General features: G+C 71.8%; 12 protein-coding genes, 1 pseudogene and 1 riboswitch. Of the genes and pseudogenes, 10 read left to right on the top strand and 3 right to left on the bottom strand.

Annotated elements, in window-relative coordinates; translation table 11 throughout:
• The 4 genes from AB0J39_RS27895 to AB0J39_RS27880 form a co-directional block, all read left to right on the top strand.
• Positions 1-634: tripartite tricarboxylate transporter substrate-binding protein (locus tag AB0J39_RS27895; protein ID WP_363469695.1), on the top strand; the 634-nt coding region annotated here is incomplete at its 5' end.
• A 45-nt stretch (positions 635-679) separates the two neighbouring features.
• A riboswitch (cobalamin riboswitch) is annotated at positions 680-908 on the top strand.
• Positions 909-1,055: 147 nt separating this feature from the next.
• Positions 1,056-3,293 (top strand): ribonucleoside-diphosphate reductase subunit alpha, encoded by a 2,238-nt coding sequence (locus AB0J39_RS27890; protein WP_363469693.1) that lies wholly within the window; start codon positions 1,056-1,058, stop codon positions 3,291-3,293.
• Entirely contained in the window at positions 3,290-4,294 is a 1,005-nt protein-coding gene (locus tag AB0J39_RS27885; protein WP_363469691.1) for a ribonucleotide-diphosphate reductase subunit beta, read from the top strand. The genes AB0J39_RS27890 and AB0J39_RS27885 overlap by 4 nt, the downstream gene beginning before the upstream one ends.
• Positions 4,295-4,353: 59 nt before the next feature.
• Positions 4,354-5,409 carry a mechanosensitive ion channel domain-containing protein gene (locus tag AB0J39_RS27880; RefSeq protein WP_363469690.1) on the top strand — a complete coding sequence of 352 codons (1,056 nt, stop codon included), beginning with the start codon at positions 4,354-4,356 and terminating at the stop codon, positions 5,407-5,409.
• Positions 5,410-5,446: 37 nt separating this feature from the next.
• Here the strand turns inward: AB0J39_RS27880 and AB0J39_RS27875 are convergent, their stop codons facing one another.
• Positions 5,447-7,015 (bottom strand): hypothetical protein, encoded by a 1,569-nt coding sequence (locus AB0J39_RS27875; RefSeq protein WP_363469688.1) that lies wholly within the window; start codon positions 7,013-7,015, stop codon positions 5,447-5,449.
• An 81-nt stretch (positions 7,016-7,096) separates the two neighbouring features.
• Here AB0J39_RS27875 and AB0J39_RS27870 point away from each other — a divergent pair, with 81 nt between their 5' ends.
• Positions 7,097-8,143 (top strand): P1 family peptidase, encoded by a 1,047-nt coding sequence (locus AB0J39_RS27870; RefSeq protein ID WP_363469686.1) that lies wholly within the window; start codon positions 7,097-7,099, stop codon positions 8,141-8,143.
• A 78-nt stretch (positions 8,144-8,221) separates the two neighbouring features.
• Positions 8,222-8,371 (top strand): annotated as a pseudogene (locus AB0J39_RS27865) (transposase); the annotation flags it as partial.
• A gap of 169 nt (positions 8,372-8,540) precedes the next feature.
• Here AB0J39_RS27865 and AB0J39_RS27860 read toward each other — a convergent pair.
• On the bottom strand, positions 8,541-9,692 hold the full coding sequence (locus tag AB0J39_RS27860; RefSeq protein WP_363469684.1) for an NAD(P)/FAD-dependent oxidoreductase: 1,152 nt from the start codon (positions 9,690-9,692) through the stop codon (positions 8,541-8,543).
• 165 nt (positions 9,693-9,857) lie between these two features.
• Between AB0J39_RS27860 and AB0J39_RS27855 the strand changes: the two genes are divergently transcribed.
• Positions 9,858-10,343 (top strand): MarR family transcriptional regulator, encoded by a 486-nt coding sequence (locus AB0J39_RS27855; RefSeq protein WP_363469683.1) that lies wholly within the window; start codon positions 9,858-9,860, stop codon positions 10,341-10,343.
• A gap of 161 nt (positions 10,344-10,504) precedes the next feature.
• Here the strand turns inward: AB0J39_RS27855 and AB0J39_RS27850 are convergent, their stop codons facing one another.
• A complete protein-coding gene (locus tag AB0J39_RS27850; RefSeq protein WP_363469681.1) occupies positions 10,505-11,767 on the bottom strand; it encodes a DUF5685 family protein in 1,263 nt (420 codons plus the stop codon).
• A gap of 114 nt (positions 11,768-11,881) precedes the next feature.
• On the opposite strand from AB0J39_RS27850, the gene AB0J39_RS27845 reads away from it, so the two are divergent.
• The 3 genes from AB0J39_RS27845 to AB0J39_RS27835 all read left to right on the top strand — a co-directional run bounded on the left by AB0J39_RS27845 (position 11,882) and on the right by AB0J39_RS27835 (position 19,283).
• The gene (locus AB0J39_RS27845; protein ID WP_363469679.1) at positions 11,882-12,646 is read left to right on the top strand and encodes an enoyl-CoA hydratase/isomerase family protein; all 765 of its coding nucleotides are present in this window, start codon (positions 11,882-11,884) and stop codon (positions 12,644-12,646) included.
• Between the two features lie 131 nt (positions 12,647-12,777).
• Complete coding sequence (locus tag AB0J39_RS27840) at positions 12,778-13,281, top strand: hypothetical protein (protein WP_363469677.1); 504 nt, start codon at positions 12,778-12,780, stop codon at positions 13,279-13,281.
• Between the two features lie 791 nt (positions 13,282-14,072).
• A complete protein-coding gene (locus AB0J39_RS27835) occupies positions 14,073-19,283 on the top strand; it encodes an amino acid adenylation domain-containing protein (RefSeq protein ID WP_363469675.1) in 5,211 nt (1,736 codons plus the stop codon).
• Positions 19,284-19,371 lie beyond the last annotated feature (88 nt).

The following is a 19,371-nucleotide window of genomic DNA, read 5'->3' as shown; positions in this document are numbered from 1 at the left end:
CCTGGTCGCCAGGGCCGTCCCGCTCGCGCGGCTGGCGGGGGAGTGGGAGGTGCTCGTCGCCTCGCCCGGGTCGGGCTATCGCACGTTCGAGCAGTTCGCCGCCGCGCTGCTGCGTGACCCGGGCGGCCCCAGGGTGGCCGGCGGCGCCGACCGGGGTCCGGAGCACCTGCTGCTCGGCATGACCGCGCAGGGCCTGGGGGCCGACCCGCGGCTGCTCGACTACGTCGCGTTCGGCAGCAGGGCGCAGGCCGTCGCCGCGGTCCTCGACGGGCGGGTCGCGCTCGGGTTCGGCAGCAGACGTGAGGTCGCCCCGCACATCCGCGCCGGACGCCTGCGGCCGCTCGCCGTCTCCTCCGCCGAACGGCTGCCCGGGGTGGACGCGCCGACGCTGTCGGAGTCGGGCGTACGCGTCGTGTACGCCGACTGGACCGGGCTGGTCGCTCCGGTCGGCACGCCCGGGCAGGACGCCCTGCTCGACCTGTGCCGGGCCGTAACCGCCACCCCCGGGTGGCGGAGCCTGTGCGAACGCAACGACTGGACGCCGATGTGGCTCGACGGCGACGACTTCCGGCAATGGCTGAGCGGCGAGGCACGCCGTGTGGCCCTGCTGCTCAATGATCTCGGACTCCGCTGAAAAGCACAACTTGTGGGGGCGGTTGCGAGAAGGGCCACAAGATGTAGGATCCATCGCGTCGCTGGTTCACCTTGGTGAGGCAAGAGGGAACCCGGTGTGAATCCGGGACTGCCCCGCAGCGGTGAGCGGGAACGACCGCCGTCACACAGCACCGCGCTGTGTACGAGCACTGGGCGCGAGCGCGCCCGGGAAGCGACGGCCAGTAGGACCGGCGGGCGCGAGCCCGGCCGGACGCCCGCGAGTCCGAAGACCTGCCGGTGACGCGCGCGCATGAGCGCGTGCCCCGCGCCGGGCCCCGAGGGAGGGCTCGCCGTCGGCCGTCACGGCACGGTGCCACCTGCTGGCCTCCCGTGCGCGTGCGCCGCGGCATGCCCCTCCTCCGGCCCGGCCGGGCCACGAGACGACGAGGAGAGGGCATCTGATGACGATCACCGACCCGGTCTCCGCGTCCGCGGACCCCGTGTCAGGGGAAGGCGGCGCGCGGGACGCGGCGGCCGTATGGCAGGCCATCGAGGAGGCGGCGGCGGGGGTCATCGCCGACCCGGAGAACTCGCGCCGGGCGGCCCGTCTGCTGAGCGGTCTGATCGCGGAGGAGGCGGCGGCCGAGGGGGTGCGCGCGTTCTCCGAGTCGGTCGCGGCCGCCCATGCCGCCGGGCTGCTGGGCGACGCCGTCGCCGCGTTCGTGGCCCGCGAGGCCGATGCGCTGGACGCGCTGATCGACCCGGCGGCCGACGACCGGTTCGAGTACTTCGGGCTGCGCACGGTCTACGACCGCTACCTGCTGCGCCACCCGGTCACCCGGCGCGTGCTCGAACGCCCGCAGCACTTCCTGCTGCGGGTCGCCTGCGGCCTGTCGGACACGGTGGCCGAGGCGGCCGAGCTGTACGGCCTGATGTCCGCGCTGGCCTATCTGCCCAGCTCGCCGACGCTGTTCAACTCGGGCGCGCGCCGCCCGCAGCTGTCGTCGTGCTTCCTGCTCGACTCGCCCCGCGACGAGCTGGAGAGCATCTACGAGCGGTACGGCCAGGTGGCCCGGCTGTCGAAGTACTCCGGCGGCATCGGCGTCGCCTGGACGCGGGTGCGCTCGCGCGGCTCGCTGATCCGGGGGACCAACGGCCTTTCCAACGGCATCGTCCCCTGGCTGCGCACGCTCGACGCGTCGGTGGCGGCCGTCAACCAGGGCGGCAGGCGCAAGGGCGCCGCGTGCGTCTACCTGGAGACCTGGCACGCCGACATCGAGGAGTTCCTGGAGCTTCGCGACAACACGGGCGAGGAGTCGCGCCGCGCCCACAACCTCAACCTGGCCAACTGGGTGCCCGACGAGTTCATGCGCCGGGTCGAGGCGGACGGCACGTGGTCGCTGTTCGACCCCAAGGAGGCCCCCGAGCTGACCGACCTGTGGGGTGAGGCGTTCGACGCCCGCTACCGCGAGCTGGAGGCCGCCGGGCGATACGTCCGGCAGGTGCCGGCCCGCGCCCTGTACGCCCGGATGATGCGCACGCTCGCCCAGACCGGCAACGGCTGGATGACCTTCAAGGACGCCGCCAACCGCGCGTCCAACCAGACCGCGCTGCCCGGCAACGTCATCCACCTGTCCAACCTGTGCACCGAGATCCTGGAGGTCACCAGCGACGGCGAGACGGCCGTGTGCAACCTCGGCTCGGTCAACCTCGCGGCGCACCTGACCCCCGAGGGCGACACCGTCGACTTCGGCAGGCTGCGCGCCACGGTCCGCACCGCCGTACGGTTCCTGGACCGGACGATCGACCTCGGCTTCTACCCGACGCCGGAGGCGGAGGCGGCCAACCGGAAGTGGCGGCCGGTGGGGCTCGGCGTCATGGGCCTCGCCGACGTCCTCTTCGCGCTGCGCCTGCCGTTCGACTCGCCCGAGGCGCTCGCGCTGTCCACCCGCATCGCCGAGGAGATCGCGCTCGCGGCGTACGGCACCTCGGCCGACCTGGCCGTCGAGCGCGGGCGCCACCCGGCGTACGAGCAGACGCGGGCGGCGGGCGGCGTCCTGCACCCGGACCACTACCCGTGCTCCCCGGCGCACCCCGAGGAGTGGGCGGCGCTGCGTGCCAGGATCGAGAAGACCGGGCTGCGCAACTCCCTGCTGGTCGCGATCGCGCCGACGGCCACGATCGCCTCGATCGCCGGCTGCTACGAGTGTGTCGAGCCGCAGGTGTCCAACGTCTTCAAGCGGGAGACGCTGTCGGGAGAGTTCCTCCAGGTCAACCGGTATCTCGTCCGCGACCTCCAGTCGCTGGGCCTGTGGACGCGGTCCATGCGCGACGCGATCAAGCTCAACGACGGCTCGATCCAGGACATCCCCGCCATCCCGGAGGAGCTCAGGACGCTCTACCGCACCGCGTGGGAGCTTCCCCAGAAGGCGCTGATCGACATGGCCGCCGCGCGGCAGCCGTACATCGACCAGTCGCAGTCCCTCAACCTCTTCATGGCGGCCCCCACCATCGGCAAGCTCTCGTCGATGTACGCCTACGCCTGGCGGTCGGGCCTGAAGACCACCTACTACCTGCGCTCCCGTCCGGCGACGAGGATCGCCCAGGCGACCGTGCCCGCGGTCGCCCCGGCCGTGCCCGATGAAGGGGCCGTCGCCTGCTCTCTTGAGAACCCCGAGATCTGCGAGGCATGCCAATGAGAACGATGCTGCTCGACCCCGGTATGGATTTGACCCTGCGCCCGATGCGCTACCCCGGGTTCTACGAGAGGTACCGCGCGGCGATCAGGAACACCTGGACGGTCGAGGAGGTGGACCTCGCATCCGACCTCGCCGACCTCGCGACCCTCGACGAGGGGGAGCGGCACCTGATCAACCGGCTCGTGGCGTTCTTCGCGACCGGCGACTCGATCGTGGCCAACAACCTGGTGCTGAACCTCTACCAGCACGTGAACGCCCCCGAGGCGCGGCTCTACCTGAGCCGCCAGCTGTTCGAGGAGGCGGTGCACGTCCAGTTCTACCTGACCCTGCTGGACACCTACCTGCCCGACCTTGACGAGCGGGTCAAGGCGTTCGCCGCCGTCGAGCACATCCCGTCGATCCGCGACAAGGCCGAGTTCTGCTTCCGCTGGATCGACTCGATCAGCGAGCTGAGCCGGCTGGAGACCCGGGAGGACCGGCGGGCCTTCCTGCTCAACCTCATCTGCTTCGCCGCCTGCATCGAGGGACTGTTCTTCTACGGCGCCTTCGCGTACGTCTACTGGTTCCGCTCGCGCGGCCTGCTCGGCGGCCTGGCGACCGGCACCAACTGGGTGTTCCGCGACGAGTCGATGCACATGGAGTTCGCCTTCGACGTGGTGGACACCGTACGCCGCGAGGAGCCGGACCTGTTCGACGACGAGCTGGCGGCCCGGGTGACGCTGATGCTGGAGGAGGCGGTCGCCGCCGAGCTCGCCTTCGCCCGCGACCTGTGCGGCGACGGGCACGGCGTGATGAGCGCCGACAACATGCGGCGCTACCTGGAGTACGTCGCCGACCGCAGGCTCGCCCGGCTCGGCCTGCCCGTCCGGTACGGCACGGACAACCCCTTCCCGTTCATGGAGTTCCAGGACGTGCAGGAGCTGGCGAACTTCTTCGAGCGCCGGGTCTCGGCCTACCAGGTGGCCGTCGAGGGCGACGTCAGCTTCGACGAGGCCTTCTGATCCGCCTCTTTTCTGATCTGTCTGTTTTCGGCGCTCTCATAAGGGGCAAAGGGAACCCCATGACGACGACAGGGGGCGCCGTCACAGCGGCAGCGTGGAACTGGGCGACCTTGGCGATCGCCGTGACCGCCGCGATCGTCGCGGTGGAACTGGTCCGGCGGGTGCTGAAATCACGCCTCATAGGGGAGCGATGGGCGCTCGCCGGGCCGTTCGCGCGCCGGTGCACCTGGCCGGGTTTCGCTTCGGCCGTGGTGGGCACCGTCAAGGCCGCCTACGACCCGGACATGCCCGGGTCGGACTCGCGCGGCTTCCAGCAGATCCTCTCGCTGCTGCTGATCGCCTGCGTGACCTGGCTGCTGATCCAGGCGGCGTACGCCGTGACCGACGTCGTCCTCGACCGGCTCACGCGGGTCGAGGGCGAGCGCAACCGCCGCGCCCGGCGCATCCGCACCCAGATCGCGCTGGTGCGCAGGGTGTCGGCGGCGGTGGTCGTGGTGCTCGCGCTGGGGGCGATGCTGTTCACGTTCCCGCAGGTGCGAGCCCTGGGCGCGGGGCTGCTCGCCTCCGCGGGGATCGCCGGGGTGGTGGGCGGCATCGCGGCCCAGTCCACGCTCGGCAACTTGCTGGCCGGGCTGCAACTGGCGTTCAGTGACGCGCTGCGGCTCGACGACGTGGTCGTGGTGGAGGACGAGTGGGGCCGCATCGAGGAGCTGACGCTCACCTACGTGGCGCTGCGCCTGTGGGACGAGCGGCGGCTCATCCTGCCCGTGTCCTACTTCACCGCCAACCCCTTCGAGAACTGGACGCGTCACGAGAGCCGCATCCTCGGCAGCGTGTACCTCCGCGTGGACTGGTCGATCCCGGTCGAGGAGGTCCGCACCGAGCTCTACCGGGCGCTGCGGGAGAACCCGCTGTGGGACCAGAAGGACTGGACGCTGCAGGTCACCGACATCACTCCGGAGGGGCTGGTCGAGCTGCGCGCGCTGATGAGCGCGGCCGACTCGGCGAGCGCCTTCGACCTGCGCTGCGACATCCGGGAGCACCTGGTGAAGTTCGTCCGCGAGAAGTACCCCGAGAGCCTGCCACGCCTGCGCCTCGAGACCACGGCTCGCTGAGCGTCTCGTCCGGCCTCTCGAACCGGGCAGGTGGGTGTCAGGGGGTGCTGGACGGGCGCAGGAGCCTGCTCGCGCCCGCGATGAGCGCGGTCGCGAGGATCCATCCGGCCGCGACCAGCCCGTTGGCCAGCCACTGGGTCCATCCGGCCGGCTCCCAGGCGCCCCGCTGCTCGAACACGCTCACCGGCACGAGCAGGTCGAGCGTGTAGACGAACGCGTTGAAGTGGCGCGACTCGTCCAGCCCGATCTGGTGCGGCGGCCACTGGCTGAAGACGGCCGTGCCCGTCGCGAGGAGCAGCGCGGCCCACAGGCCGGCGAGCCAGGGGCGGTAGCCGTACCCGACGAGCCCGTCGAGCAGGCGGCCCCACAGCCGCCCGGGCAGCCGCAGCGTCCGCCGCCGCGCCCGCTGCCGGGCCAGCAGCACCCGGCGCGCGTCCGGCTCGTGCCCGATGCGGCGGCAGTAGGCCGCCAGCTGCTCGTACGGCTGGGGCAGGTAGCCTCCGGGGTCGCGCCGCAACCAGGAGAGCCGGTCCGCGAGGGTCGCGGGCCCGCGCAGCGACTCGTACGTCAGCCCGTTGAGCCGGACGTGGCCCGGATAGCTCTCCGGGTGGTCGAACAGCACCCCCAGACGGGAGTAGCCGAGGTTGACCTCGCCCTCGATCGACTCGGGCAGCAGGATGAGCTCGTCGGCCTGCATGTGGCTCAGGTGCAGCACCCGGCCCGGCGCGCGCAGCACCGCGCCGTGGAACGACAGGACCCCGCCGATGCGCGCGCCGCGCAGCCGTACGGTGCCGTCGGCGGTGAAGCCCGCGCCGAGCTCGGCCGCGGCGGCCTGCAGGTGATCGGCGTGGACGGCGGGGGTGCCGTCCACCGTGACGACGGCGCCCTGGAGGTAGAGCCCGCTGGAGAAGCGCGCCCCGATCAGCCGCAGCCCGCCGGTGGCCCGTAGGTCGCGCAGGAAGGCGCTGCCGTCCACCACGAGCCCGCCGGCCCACAGCGCGACCGACTCCCAGGTCCGCGGCTCCTCCGATCCCTCCGGCCCGTTCCAGCCGCCCAGCTCCCACGGGGCCGCCGCCGGCGATCGGTACGGCATGGCGCCGGGGGTGCCCAGCCGGGTGCCGGAGAGGCGGAGCTGCCCGGTCACGTGGGCGTTGTCCAGGCGCACCCCCGCGTGGACGACCGATCCGTCGAGGTCGAGGAGCCCGTCGACCGTGGCCCGGCTGGCGCGGAAGTGGAGGACGTCGCAGCGCCGCAGCCGTACGCCCCTGGTCTTGGCGTCGGCGAGAGAGACCGTCCCGGCGATGTGGCAGTCGAGCAGGTGGACCTTCGTCTCGATCGTGGCGTCGGACAGGTTGAGGTCGCCGGCGATCCGGGCCCCGGCGAGCCGGACCCCCGGCACCGAGGACGATCCGCCGGCGGTCCGGTCGAGCGCCAGAGCGGAGATCACCTCGGCGCGGACCAGGCGGGAGCGGCCCCACGAGCCGCCGGACGAGGAGTCCGTCTCCCGGCCATGGCGGAGGTCGACCCAGGCGCCGGTGGGGTAGGCGTCCCACAGGCGTCGCTCGGCGGGGGTGAGCCGGCGGAAGGGGGGCCGTGATCTTCCCATGGGCCGACGATATCGCCGATCTTCGAAGGGGGACCGGCCCTCGTACCGCCCGGAGCGTGACAGCGAGGAGGACGGAGCGACATGGACAACCATCCGAACGGGCGCGCGCGGGCGCGCTCGCTGGGCGTCGTCGTCGGCGCGTCGCCGACGGGGCCGCTGAACGCGATCACCGACGTCGACGGGGTCCTGGTGGGTCACACCACGATCGACGACGGCGCCGGCCTCCACACCGGGGTCACCGCCGTCGTCCCCCACCAGCTGATCGCCGGGCGCCGGGGGCTGCCCGCGGCCGTCTACGCCGGCAACGGGTACGGCAAGCTGGTCGGCTCGACCCAGGTCGACGAACTCGGCGTGCTGGAGTCCTCCGTCGTCCTGACCGCCACCTTGTCGGTGTTCCGGGCCGCCGACGCGCTGCTCACCTATCTCATGGACCGCCGCCCGGACGGGCTCTCCTTCAATCCCCTGGTGGGGGAGACCAACGACGGCCTCCTGTCCGACATCCGGCGCCGCCCGATCACCGGACGGCATGTTCTCGACGCGCTGGAGGGCGCGTCCGGCGGGCTGCCCGCGGAGGGCTGCGTGGGGGCGGGGACCGGGACGACGGCCCTGGGGTTCAAGGCCGGCATCGGCACCTCCTCCCGGCGGCAGCTGGTGGACGGGGCTCCGGTCACGGTCGGCGTGCTCGTCCAGGCCAACTTCGGCGGCGTGCTGACCGTCCGCGGGGTCCCGATGCCGGTCGGCGAGCTCATCCCGGGGGCCGTCCGGCACGAGCAGGCCGGCGGCTCCTGCATGATCGTGGTGGCCACCGACGCGCCGCTCGACGCGCGCCGGCTCGGCCGCCTCGCCCGCCGGGCGGTCTTCGCGATGGGCCGGGTGGGCGCGTCGTACTCCCACGGCAGCGGCGACTACGCGATCGCCTTCAGCACGGCGCCGCCGCGGCTTCCGCCCGTGCCCGACGAGGCGCTGAACCCCGTCTTCGCCGGGGTCATGGACGCGGTCGAGGAGGCGCTGCTCGCGGGGGCTGGACCACGAAAATTCACCTGGCCTGCGAGCAAGGACACAAGCCGTTATCGCTGCTGGTCACAGCGGGGCAGCGGGGAGACAGCCCTCAGTTCACGATCGTGCTAGAAGCCATCCGGGTCCCCCGCCTCGGTATGGGCCGGCCACCGCAAGCGCCGGGGCACGGTCGGCGGACGGCCTCCGGCTTTCGACCGTGAGGACTACAAGGCCCGGCACGCGGTCGAGTGCGGCATCAACCGGTTGAAGCGGAACCGGTCGGTGGCCACCCGGTTCGACAAGCTCGCGGTCCGCTTCGAGGTGACCGTCCTCATCGCCGCGATCAACGAATGGCTGTGACCTGTGTGGTGAGGTATTTCGATCAGATGAGCGGCTCGATGGCGGTGTTGGGTCTCGTGGCCTGCTGGGACGCCGCTGGACGATCTGTGGGCAGGTCCGGGATCGATATGCCCCCGCCGAGGCCGGCGGGGGTGGGTGATTCACGAGTCGGTGGGCAGGTGCTGGGCGCTCACTGGTGTTGGTGGCCGTAGGTCTTGGTGCGGTTCATCATGTCGCGCAGGTTCGTGGGTGCGTTGTAGCCGAAGGTTTGCTCGAAGGATTGGTAGCCCTCGATCGAGGACGCGGCGCTGCGGGGCAGCATCTGTTCGGCGAAGGTGTTGAACGCCGTGTCGATGTCGGCTGGTGTGGCGGCGATGGCTTGTGCGAGCTGGGCGCCATCGTAGAGGGCCCAGTTTGCGCCGTCGCCGTCTGGCGGGGTGAGGTGGGCGGCGTCGCCGATGAGCATGATGCCCGGGACGCGGTCCCAGGTGTGTTCCAGCGGTAGTCCCCAGATCGGGCGCGCGACCGGCGTGGTCTCGCCTCGGGTGACCAGTTCGAGCAGCTCAGGCGCCCAGCCCTGGCCCAGCTGCTCGGCGACGAGCGTCAGCGCGCGCTCGCGGTCGGAGAAGTCGACCGACTGCATCCACTCGAGCGGCTTCTTCAGTACGACGTAGGTGTGGATCACGTCGTTCGCCTCGCGGTGTCCGAAGATTCCCCTGCCCGGCTTCATCGCCAGCATCGCGCCGCTGCCGACCAGTGCGGCGCTCTGCGGGTGGTTCTTTTCGACGTCGTGGAGGAAGGTTTCGACCCATAGGGTTCCCAGGTACTCGGGCATGGCGCCGTTGAGGGAGGCCCGGACCCGTGACCAGGCCCCGTCGGCGCCGATCAGCACCTCGGTTGAGACCGACGAGCCGTTGGCGAAGTCGATCACGTGCGGTCGGTGGCCGTCTCCGGGGGTGACCGAGGTGATCTTGTGGCCCCACTGGATCGTGCCGTGGGGCAGTGACTCGATCAGGATCCGGCGCAGTTCGCCGCGCAGGACTTCGGGGTTGCTCAGTTCCCCGTCGTCGGGGATCTCGCCGACGAGTTCTCCGTCGGGGTCGAGGAATCGCATGGCCTCGGCGCCCATGTTGACGATCGAGTGGAACTCGTCCATGAGCCGGCACTGCTGGAGGGCGACCTGGCCGTTGAAGTCGTGGATATCGAGCTGGCCGCCCTGGGTGCGCCCGCTGGGCGATGCCTCCGCCTCGTAGACGGTCGAGGCTATGCCGTGGACGTGCAGGACGCGGGCGAGGGCGAGCCCGGCCAGTCCGGCTCCGGCAATGGTGATCGATCCGTTCACTGTGATGACTCCTTGAGTTCCTTCGATGGGCCTCGGGCGACTGCTGGTTCGGGTGAGTCCGGTGGTCTGGTGGGCCCCGACGCTGTGTCCTTATGTCGCAAAATTATTATGCAACATAACTATGTTGGATTGCCGTAAGGTACCGGGGGCGTCGAAAGGCAGGTCATGACAGAGGCTGAGCCGGGTGATGAGTACGAGCAGGTGCTGGGCAGCCTCACGGCCTTCACCGCCATGCAGAAGGAACTGGCACGGGCCTTCGCCCGCAGCGCGCGCCTGCACACCACCGACGCTGACGCCATCGTGCTGATCATCGAGGCGGAACAGCGTGGCCGGCCGCTGACGCCAGCGCGCCTCGCCGAACGCGTGGGCCTCTCGCCGGGTGCGACCTCGATTCTTCTCGGACGCCTGGAGAAAGCAGGGCATGTCGAGCGCGTGCGGGAGGGCTCCGACCGGCGGGTCGTGACCCTGCGCTCGACCACGACGATCAACGCCGCTGCCGACGCCTTCTTCGAACCGCTGCATCTGCAACTCGGTCAGGTGCTGGGTGAGTTCACCACGGAAGAGCTCGCCCTCGTCATCCGTGCCGCCGACAATCTCCGCACCGCCATGGAGACCTACCTCCGCGACTGCGAATCGACCCCGAAGGACTAACCTCTGGGGCCGGCCGGCCGGCCGAGCGTAGCGGGGCCAACGGCACGTCCAGCGGACTGCGGGCTATGTGTCTGCGCCCCTAGCCTGCCGCCCTGCCGCGGGTGCCCGGCTGCCTCGCCACCTGATCACGCGCCTCCGGTTCCGTGCGAGGGGACGCGGCATTAGGCGCCGCAGTCGCAGCAGCAGCCGTCCCCGCAGCAGCAGCCGTCGCCGCAGCAGCCGTCCCCGGAGCAGCAGTCGGAGCAGGCCGAGCAGGCGTCGCAGCATCCCGAGCAGTCGGGGCAGCAGTCGCACCGGTCGCAGAAGCAGCGTTCGTGGCACGGCGCGTTCCGGTAGGTGCTCCACGGGGGGCGGTAGAGCCCGCAGGTCAGGAAGATCGCCGCTCCGGCGGCGGCCGTCAGCGCGATCCCCGGGGGCACGCGGGGCGGCTGCCCGGGGGGTTCCGGCGGCCCGTCGGGCGGGGCGTCGAGCGGGGAGTGGGACGGTGCCGTGGGGGATTCGCCGGCGGGCGCGCGGCGCGTCGCGCAGGCAGAGCCGTGGGCGCGTGTCCCGAACGCCCGGTCGACGGCACGCCGGGTCTCGCCGCACAGCAGCGCCTCGACCAGGTGCCGCTCCTCCAGATCGAGGTCGCGTACGGCGAGGCGCAGCCCGTGCAGCGCCTCCTCGCACACGCGCCGCGCCTGCGCCGGGGAGGTGCCGGTCGCGTCGAGGGGGTTGTACGCCCCGCGCGCCCGGTCCTCGGCGAGGTCCTCCACCGCGTCGATCACGTGCGCGATCCGGCCGAAGAAGCGCCCGGCCTCGCGCAGGTTCTCGGCGTTGCCCGGCCGGTCCGCGAGCACGGCCGTGTGCGCGAAGGCCGCGGCCACGGCGGTCTCGGTGGGCTCGGTGACCTCCAGCAGGGCGCGTCCGGGGGAGGCCTCCAGCAGTGCCTGGCGGGCGGAGACCTCGGTCAGGACGGTCGCGTCGAAGCCGATCGACTCCGCGCCGCGCCGGGCGGCGGAGGCCCAGGCGGCGGCCGTCGCGCGCATCGGGACGCCGGCCACGCGCCGGGCCGCGATCCCGTCGCCGTCGGACGCGTGGTCGCGGATCTTGCCGGAGGCGAGGGCCAGCGAGACCACGGCGGCCAGGCGGGCGCCCCGGTCGTCCGACCGCACCACCTCCGCGGAGCGGAAGCCGCGCAGCGCGCAGGGCCCGGCGGTCCGCCGGTTCGGCCCTGTCCGGGTCGGTGATTGGGCCCCTGATCGGGCCCCAGATTGAGCCTCGGTCAGCACGGAGAGGATGAGGCCGTCGTAGTTGGTCGCCATGCGGGCCAGCTGCCCGTGCCGGTCCCGCAACGTCAGGCAGAGTCCGCACAGGTGCGCGCGCCAGGCTTCGTGGACGGACGGGCAGGAGTGGCGGGCACACGGCCGGAGGATCCCGAACACCCAGAGACTCCTTGGGGGTCATGCGTACGGGATCATCCCGTTGCGCGGCGATTATGCCATCAGGGGCCGGGACCCTGCCGGAGGAGCCGTGCCGGCGGCCTGCACAATCGAGAGATGGAAGTTACCGACGGGTTCGAACTGACCCTCGAGGAGCACGTCGCCACTCTCACCCTCAACCGTCCCGCCACGCGCAACGCCGTGACGGCGGCCATGTGGCGGGCCCTGCCGGGCATCCTGGCGGATCTCGCCGCGGACCCGAAGGTACGCGTCCTCGTCCTTACCGGAGCCGGGGGAACTTTCTGTTCTGGTGCCGATATTTCAGAAATTCATGAGCTTGGGGATAACGACGATGACACCGGTCTTACCGTTGTCGCGGAGCACGCGTTGGTGACCTTTCCCAAACCCGTGATCGCGATGATCGAGGGATACTGCGTCGGCGGCGGATGCCAGCTCGCGCTCGCCTGCGACCTGCGCGTCGCGGCGGCCGGGGCCCGCTTCGGCGTCACCCCGGCCAAGCTCGGGATCGTCTACCCGCTCAGCTCCACGCGGCGGCTCGCGGAGATCGCCGGGCCCGCCACGGCGAAGCTCCTGCTCTTCTCGGCCGAGCTCATCACCGCAGATCACGCCTTGCGTACCGGCCTCGTCGACGAGGTGCGCCCGCCGGAGGAGCTGCGCGAGCGCGTGTACGGCCTGGCGGCCACGATGGCCGGCAGGTCGCGGCTCACGCAGACTGCCGCCAAGCAGATCATCGACGGCCGGGCCGGGGAGGCCGAGGTGCGCGCCTGGCAGCGGGAGGCACGGGAGAGCGGCGAATTGGCCGAAGGTGTCCGGGCATATCGGGAGGGGCGTTCCCCTGGATTCTCTTGGGATGCAAAATAGGCATAAACGGGACTCGCAGTGGTAATGACCCTGTGAGGTGTGAGATGTCGCAGAATCTAATCGCCAGGTTCGCCCGATGGCTGGGCCTAGACAGGAATCCGCTTCGGCGCCGGTGTGACCGGGTCGAAGCGGTGGTCCGGCTTGCCGCGGTGCTGGGAGTCGTGGTCGCGATCGTGCTCGGCGTGATGCTCGGCATCCGCGAGTACGGCAAGGGCCTGAGGACCGAGGCCCAGCAGGCGCGCGACCGGCATCAGGTCGTCGCCACGCTGACGGGCGATGTGACGGCGCCCCGGCTGTCGGTGGCCGGAGCGGCGGTCGGGCACGCCCAGGCCGCCTGGATGGCCCCCGACGGCACGGCGAAGGCCGGGGTCGTCGAGGTCCCTCCCAGCAGGCGGGCGGGCGAGACGGTGCGCATCTGGACCGACGACGAAGGCGTGATCGCCCCCCGGCCACAGGACCGCGAGACCACGGTGGTCGCCGCGCTGACCGTCGGCACGGGCGTGCCGCTGGCCGCCGCCGCGATCCTCGCGCTGCTGGTCACCTGCACCCGCCTGGTCAACCAGCGCCGGGCACGCGGTGTGTGGGAGGCCCAGTGGACCGTGGTCGAGCCCATGTGGCGCATCAACGGCCGCTGAGCGCGCCCCACTTACCAGGGCCCATACGCAGGGCCCATACGCAGGGCCCATACGCAGGGCCCATGACGCAGGGCCCATGACGCAGGGCCCGCGACCGACGCGACGCCTTGTGACGCCGCGGCAGGCGCACGTGATCACCGTGGGTGACGTGGATGCCGGCCGGGTCTTCGGGCCGCCTCGACGGTGCCCGAGCGGCCGCCGGCGCTCATCGCCCCGATCGTGATCATCGGTCGCATCTCCACCGCCTGCGGCGCGGTCGCGCCGGCCGCCCGCGACACCACCCGCCAGACCCCCGAAGAGCCCCGTGCTGAGCCCCGTGCTGAGCCCCGGCGTTCAGTAATCGCCGCGCAGGCGCCGACGGGCATGGTCCACGGTCGTCGAACTCGGCCGAGGTCAGAGGGCGGGGCTCGTATCCCTCCCACTCCCGCACAGGGGTCTCAGCGGCCGGGCCGGAGCCTCGCCGGATGAACGTTTCAGTGACGACACGTGCGGCGAGCGCCGATCGTCACCGAAACCACTGCGACCACCACCATCCACGCCCGGACACGGTGCCGTGGCCGTACGGTGACGGATACCGCCTAGATCGCCAAACGGGGCCTATGTGAACAAAGCCGAAGATCACGATCGTCTCACTGCCTGCGTGACTTGTCCGCGTGTACGCCATCGAAGGGCCGTGTCACATGTCTGTGGCTGACCTGTCAGACGCCAAGCGAGAACTGCTCCGACGCAGGTTGCGGGCCCGCTCCGCACGCGATCCCATTCCCCGGCGTCCGGAGGGCGTCGAGCCCCCCATGTCCCCGGCCCAGGAGCCGCTGTGGTTCATGGAGCAGTTCACGCCGGGCACCACCACCTACACGCTGGTACTCGCCGTACGGTTACGCGAGCCGCTGGACGAGGACCGGCTGGCCCGCGCGCTCGCCGCGCTGCCGGTCCGGCACGAGGGCCTACGCCAGCGGTTCCCGGCGAACGAGGAGGGCAGGCCCGCCGTCCACGTCGTGGACACCACGGAAGTGCCGCTGAACCGCACCACGGCGGTAACGGACGAGGAGGCGATCGCGCTCATCGGCGCCGAGACCGCCATCCCGCTGGACCTCGACCGGGGCCCGCTGCTCAAGTGCGTCGTCGTCAGCAAGGGCGAGGACGAGCACATCGTCGCCCTGCTGGTGCACCACATCGTGGCCGACGGCCAGTCGCTGCACCTGCTCATGCGCGACCTGCTCGCGCTCTGCCGCGGCGAGGAGCCGCCCGCGCCCGCCGTACGCTTCGGCGACGTCGCCGCGTGGCAGCGTGAGCGGTCTCCCGACCGCGAGCTGGACTACTGGCGCGGGGAGCTGGCCGGGCTGCCGCGCCTCGAACTCCTCACGGACCGGCCCCGTCCGGCGCTTCAGACACTCGACGGCGCGACCCACGTACGCTCCCTAGCGCCGGATCTGATGGACGGCGTCGCCGCGCTGAGCCGGGACCACGGCGCGAGCACGTTCATGACCCTGCTGGCCGCGTACCAGGTCCTGCTCTCCCGGCTGACCGGTCAGGACGACTTCGCCGTCGGCGTGCCGGTGGCCGGGCGGAACAGACCGGAGTTCGAGGACATCGTGGGCATGTTCGTCAACGTGCTGGCGATACGGGCCAGGCTGGACGGCGAGCCCACGTTCGCCGAGCTGCTCGCCCGGACCAGGGGCACGGTCCTCGCCGCGCTCGACCACGAGGAACTGCCCTTCGCCCAGCTCGTCGACGCCCTCGGCGTGCCGCGGGACACCAGCAGGCCGCCCCTGATCGACACGATCGCCACGATGCACGAGTTCGCCCCCGGCGACGGGATCGAGGTCCTCGCGCTGACCCCCACGTCGACCAGGCACGACGTGGAGCTGTACGCCGTGCCCACCGACGAGGGGGGCCTGCACTGCGCGTTCACCTACCGGCCCGAGCTGTTCCGCGAGAGCACGATCGCCCGGATGGCCGGGCAGTTCGAGGACCTGCTGCGCGCGATCGTGCGCGACCCGCACGTCCCGATCAGCCGGCTGCCGCTGACGGGCGACGAGGCGCTGATCGCCGGCTGGAACGCGACCGGCGCGGACTACCCGGACGCGGCCACCCTGCACGGCCTGGTCGAGGAGCAGGTGGCCCGCACCCCCGAGGCCGTCGCGGTGACCTTCGCCGGACAGTCGTGGACGTACCGGCAGCTCGACGAGCGGGCCAACCGGATCGCGCACCGCCTCGTGGGGCTCGGCGTGGAGCCGGGCGGTCTGGTCGCGGTCTGCGCCGAACGCTCGCTCGACCTGGTCGCCGCACTGCTCGGCGTGCTCAAGAGCGGCGCGGCGTACGTGCCGCTCGACCCCGGCTACCCCGCCGACCGGCTGGCGTTCATGCTGTCGGACTCGGGCGCGCCCGTCGTGCTGACCCGGCAGGACCTGGCCGAGCGGCTGGCCACCGGCGGCGCCGTCATCCTGCCGCTCGACCTGGACGCCGTATGGGACGGGCTGCCGGCGACCGCACCCGAGGTGAGGGGCGGGCCCGGCACGGCCGCGTACATGATCTACACCTCCGGCTCCACCGGCCGGCCGAAGGGCGTGCCCAACAGCCACCGCGGCATCGTCAACCGGCTCGACTGGATGCAGAAACGCTTCCGGCTCACCGACGCCGACGTGGTGCTGCAGAAGACACCGGCCGGGTTCGACGTCTCGGTGTGGGAGTTCTTCTGGCCGCTGCTCACCGGCGCGCGGCTCGTGCTGGCCGAGCCGGGAGGCCACCGCGACCCCGCGTACCTGCGTGACCTGATCAACGCCGAAGGGGTCACCGTCCTGCACTTCGTGCCGTCCATGCTCGGCGCGTTCCTCGCCGAAGAGGGCGTGGAGACCTGCACCTCGCCGCGCGTCATCGTGTGCAGCGGGGAGGAACTGCCCGTCGACCTGGCCGAGCGCTGCCTGCGCACGCTCCCGGCCGAATTGCACAACCTGTACGGCCCCACCGAGGCGGCCGTCGACGTCTCCGCCTGGCAGTGCACGCCGTCCGCGCTGGCGGGCCGGGTGAGGGTGCCGATCGGCTCGCCTCTCCAGAACATCACGCTGCACGTGCTCGACCGCCACGGCGAACCCGTGCCCGTGGGGGTGCCCGGAGAGCTGCACATCGGCGGCGTGGGCGTCGCACTCGGCTACCATGCCCGCCCGGAGCTGACCGCCGAGCGGTTCGCCGGAGGCCGCTACCGCACCGGCGACGCGGCCCGCTGGCTGCCGGACGGCACGATCGAGTTCCTCGGCCGCCTCGACGGCCAGGTCAAGCTGCGCGGCCTGCGCATCGAGCTCGGCGAGATCGAGGCGGTTCTCCGCGAGAAGGCCGGTGTGCGGGACGCCGCGGTGATCGTGCGCGAGGACGTGCCCGGCGACCCCCGGCTGGTCGCCTACCTCACGGGCGACGCCGTGCCCGAGCCGGCACAGGTGCGCGCGGCGATCAGGGGCACGCTGCCGGAGTACATGCTGCCGTCGATGTTCGTCCTGCTCGACGCCCTTCCGCTCACGCCGAACGGCAAGCTCGACCGGGCCGCCCTGCCCGTCCCGCAGGTCCAGGCCGACGTGCCGTACGCCGAGCCGGAGACCGAGACCGAGCGGGCCGTCGCGGCCGTCTGGGCCGACGTGCTGGCGGCCGAGCGGATCGGGGCCGACGACGACTTCTTCGATCTCGGCGGCCACTCGCTGCTCGCCGTCCAGGTCGTCGCGAAGCTCCGCAGGGCGCTCCCCGCCGGGTCGGCGCAGGTGGGGCTGGTGGACATCTTCACCTACCGGACCGTGCGCGAACTGGCGGCCTACGCCGGGTCCGGCGAGGACGGCCCGCGCCCACTGCTCCAGCGGCTCACCCCGGCACGTACGGCGAGCGTCACCTATGTGTGCGTGCCGTACGGGTCGGGCAGCGCCGTGGTTTACCAGCCGCTGGCCGACGCACTGCCGGTCGACCAGGCACTGTACGCGCTCGCGATCCCCGGCCACGACGTGGGCCTGGACGAGGAGCCGATGGAGTTCGCCGAGCTGGCCGCCCGCGCCACCGAGGAGATCCTCGCCATCGAGGGTCCCCTGGTGATCTACGGCCACTGCGGGGTCGGCGCCGCGCTCGCGGTCGAGCTGGCCGCCAGGGCCGAGGCGGCGGGCCGTGCGGTGGACGCCGTCTACGTCGGGGCGATCTTCCCGTTCGCCCGGCCGCGCGGGCTCATGCGGGCGCTGTCGCGAATCGGGGAGTTCGACCGCCTGCGCAGCAGCCAGACCGACATCAACCGGCTCAAGGCCCGTGGGGTGGACCTCGAGGAGCTCGATCCCGGCGTGGCCGACCGCATCGTCCGTACGATGCGTCACGACTCCAAGGCCGCGGAGAAGTACTTCACCGGGCTGTTCGACGCGCCGGACCGGCCACGGTTGCGCGCTCCGATCATCTCGGTGATCGGCGAGCGCGACCCCGCCACCGACTTCTACGAGGAGCGCTACCGCGAGTGGGGCTTCCTCACCGAGGTCACGGCGCTCGTCGTGCTGGACGAGGGAGGCCACTACTTCCTGCGCTACCGCGCGGAGGAACTGGCCGCCGCCCTGCGCACCCACACCCACATGGAGGTTTCCGACCGCTCTGGCGACCCCTCGTGGTGGGTGCACGCGGTCTCGCGCGGGTCCGCCCCGCCCGAGTCCGATAAGCAGGGGGTGCGGCCCAGCATGGGCCGCTTCCTTACGATCTCCGCCGGGCAGCAGCTCTCGATGATCGGCTCGGCGCTCACCGGGTGGGCCCTGCCGCTGACCGTCCTCATGGACTCCGGTTCGATCGGGCAGTTCTCCACGCTGGCCGTGCTCAACCTGGCCGGGCTGCTGATCTCCCCGCTGGCCGGGGCGATCGTGGACCGGGCGGACCGGCGGCGCGTGATGTTGTTCGCCGACTGCGCCTCGGCCGGGATCCAGGCCGTGCTGGCCGGGCTGCTCCTCTTCGGCGACATACGGATCTGGCAGATCTACCTGCTGATCGTCAGCCTGTCGATGGCGTCGAGCTTCCAGCGGCTGGCCTACCAGTCGGCGGTGCCGCAACTCGCCCCCAAGCACTATCTCGGTCACGCCATCGGCGTCACCCAAATGACCAACGGTGTCGCGCAGCTCGTCGTCCCCCTCGTCGCGGCCGGGTTGCTGGCCTGGATCGGGCTCGGCGGCATCGTGGCGATCGACATGGCGAGTTACGCGTTCGCCATCGTCACGGTGCTGCTGGTCCGCTTCCCCGACACGCTGCCCTGGCGGCCGCGCGAGCCGCTGAGCACGGAGATCGCCAAGGGCTTCACGTACACGTGGCACGACCGGGGCCTGCGCTCGACGCTGGTGTTCTTCGCCGTGCTCAACGTGTTCCTGTCCCCGCTGCTCCTGCTGGTCTCGCCGCTGGTGCTCTCCTTCGCCACGCTCAAGGACGTCAGCGTGATCTCGCTGGTGTCGGGGCTCGGCGTCATGCTCGGCGGGCTGACCATGTCGCTGTGGGGCGGCCCGCGCCGCGGGCGGTTCCGCGGTGTGCTGGTCTTCGCCGTGGCCATCGCGGCAGGCGGCGTCGTCACCGGCCTCGCCCCGTCGCTTGTCGTGGTCGGCGTGGGGGCGTTCGCGCTGAGCTACTTCCTCACGCTGATGAACGGCGTCTACGTCACGATCGTGCAGATCAAAGTGCCCGCGCGGTTCCATGGGCGGGTCTTCGCGCTCAACACGCTGCTCGCCTGGTCGACGCTGCCCGTCGGCATCGGCCTGGTCGCCCCGCTCGGCGCCGCGCTGTTCGATCCGATGCTGGCCCCGGGAGGGGCGCTCGCCTCGACCGTGGGCGCCCTGATCGGGGTCGGCCCCGGCCGTGGGATCGCCTTCCTCTATCTGGTGTGCGCGCTGGGCATGCTCCTCGTGGCGGCCGGCGCCCTGCGGGTGCGGCGGCTGGCCCGCCTCGACACCGAGATGCCGGACGCGCTGCCGGACGACCTCGTCGGGGTCGAGGCCATCCAGCGTCGCGCCGCCGCCTAGGGTCGTGTCTCTCTAGAGGCGCCGGGTCAGCGCGTCGAGGTTGGCCTCGACCCAGCGGAGCCGGGCGAGCGTGCCCGTGGGCTCGTCT

This window comes from Microbispora sp. NPDC049633 (assembly GCF_040675265.1).
In the GTDB taxonomy this organism is placed as follows: domain Bacteria; phylum Actinomycetota; class Actinomycetes; order Streptosporangiales; family Streptosporangiaceae; genus Microbispora; species Microbispora maris.
Note: the sequence above shows the minus strand (reverse complement) of the source record. Positions and strands in the feature narration are given on the sequence as shown.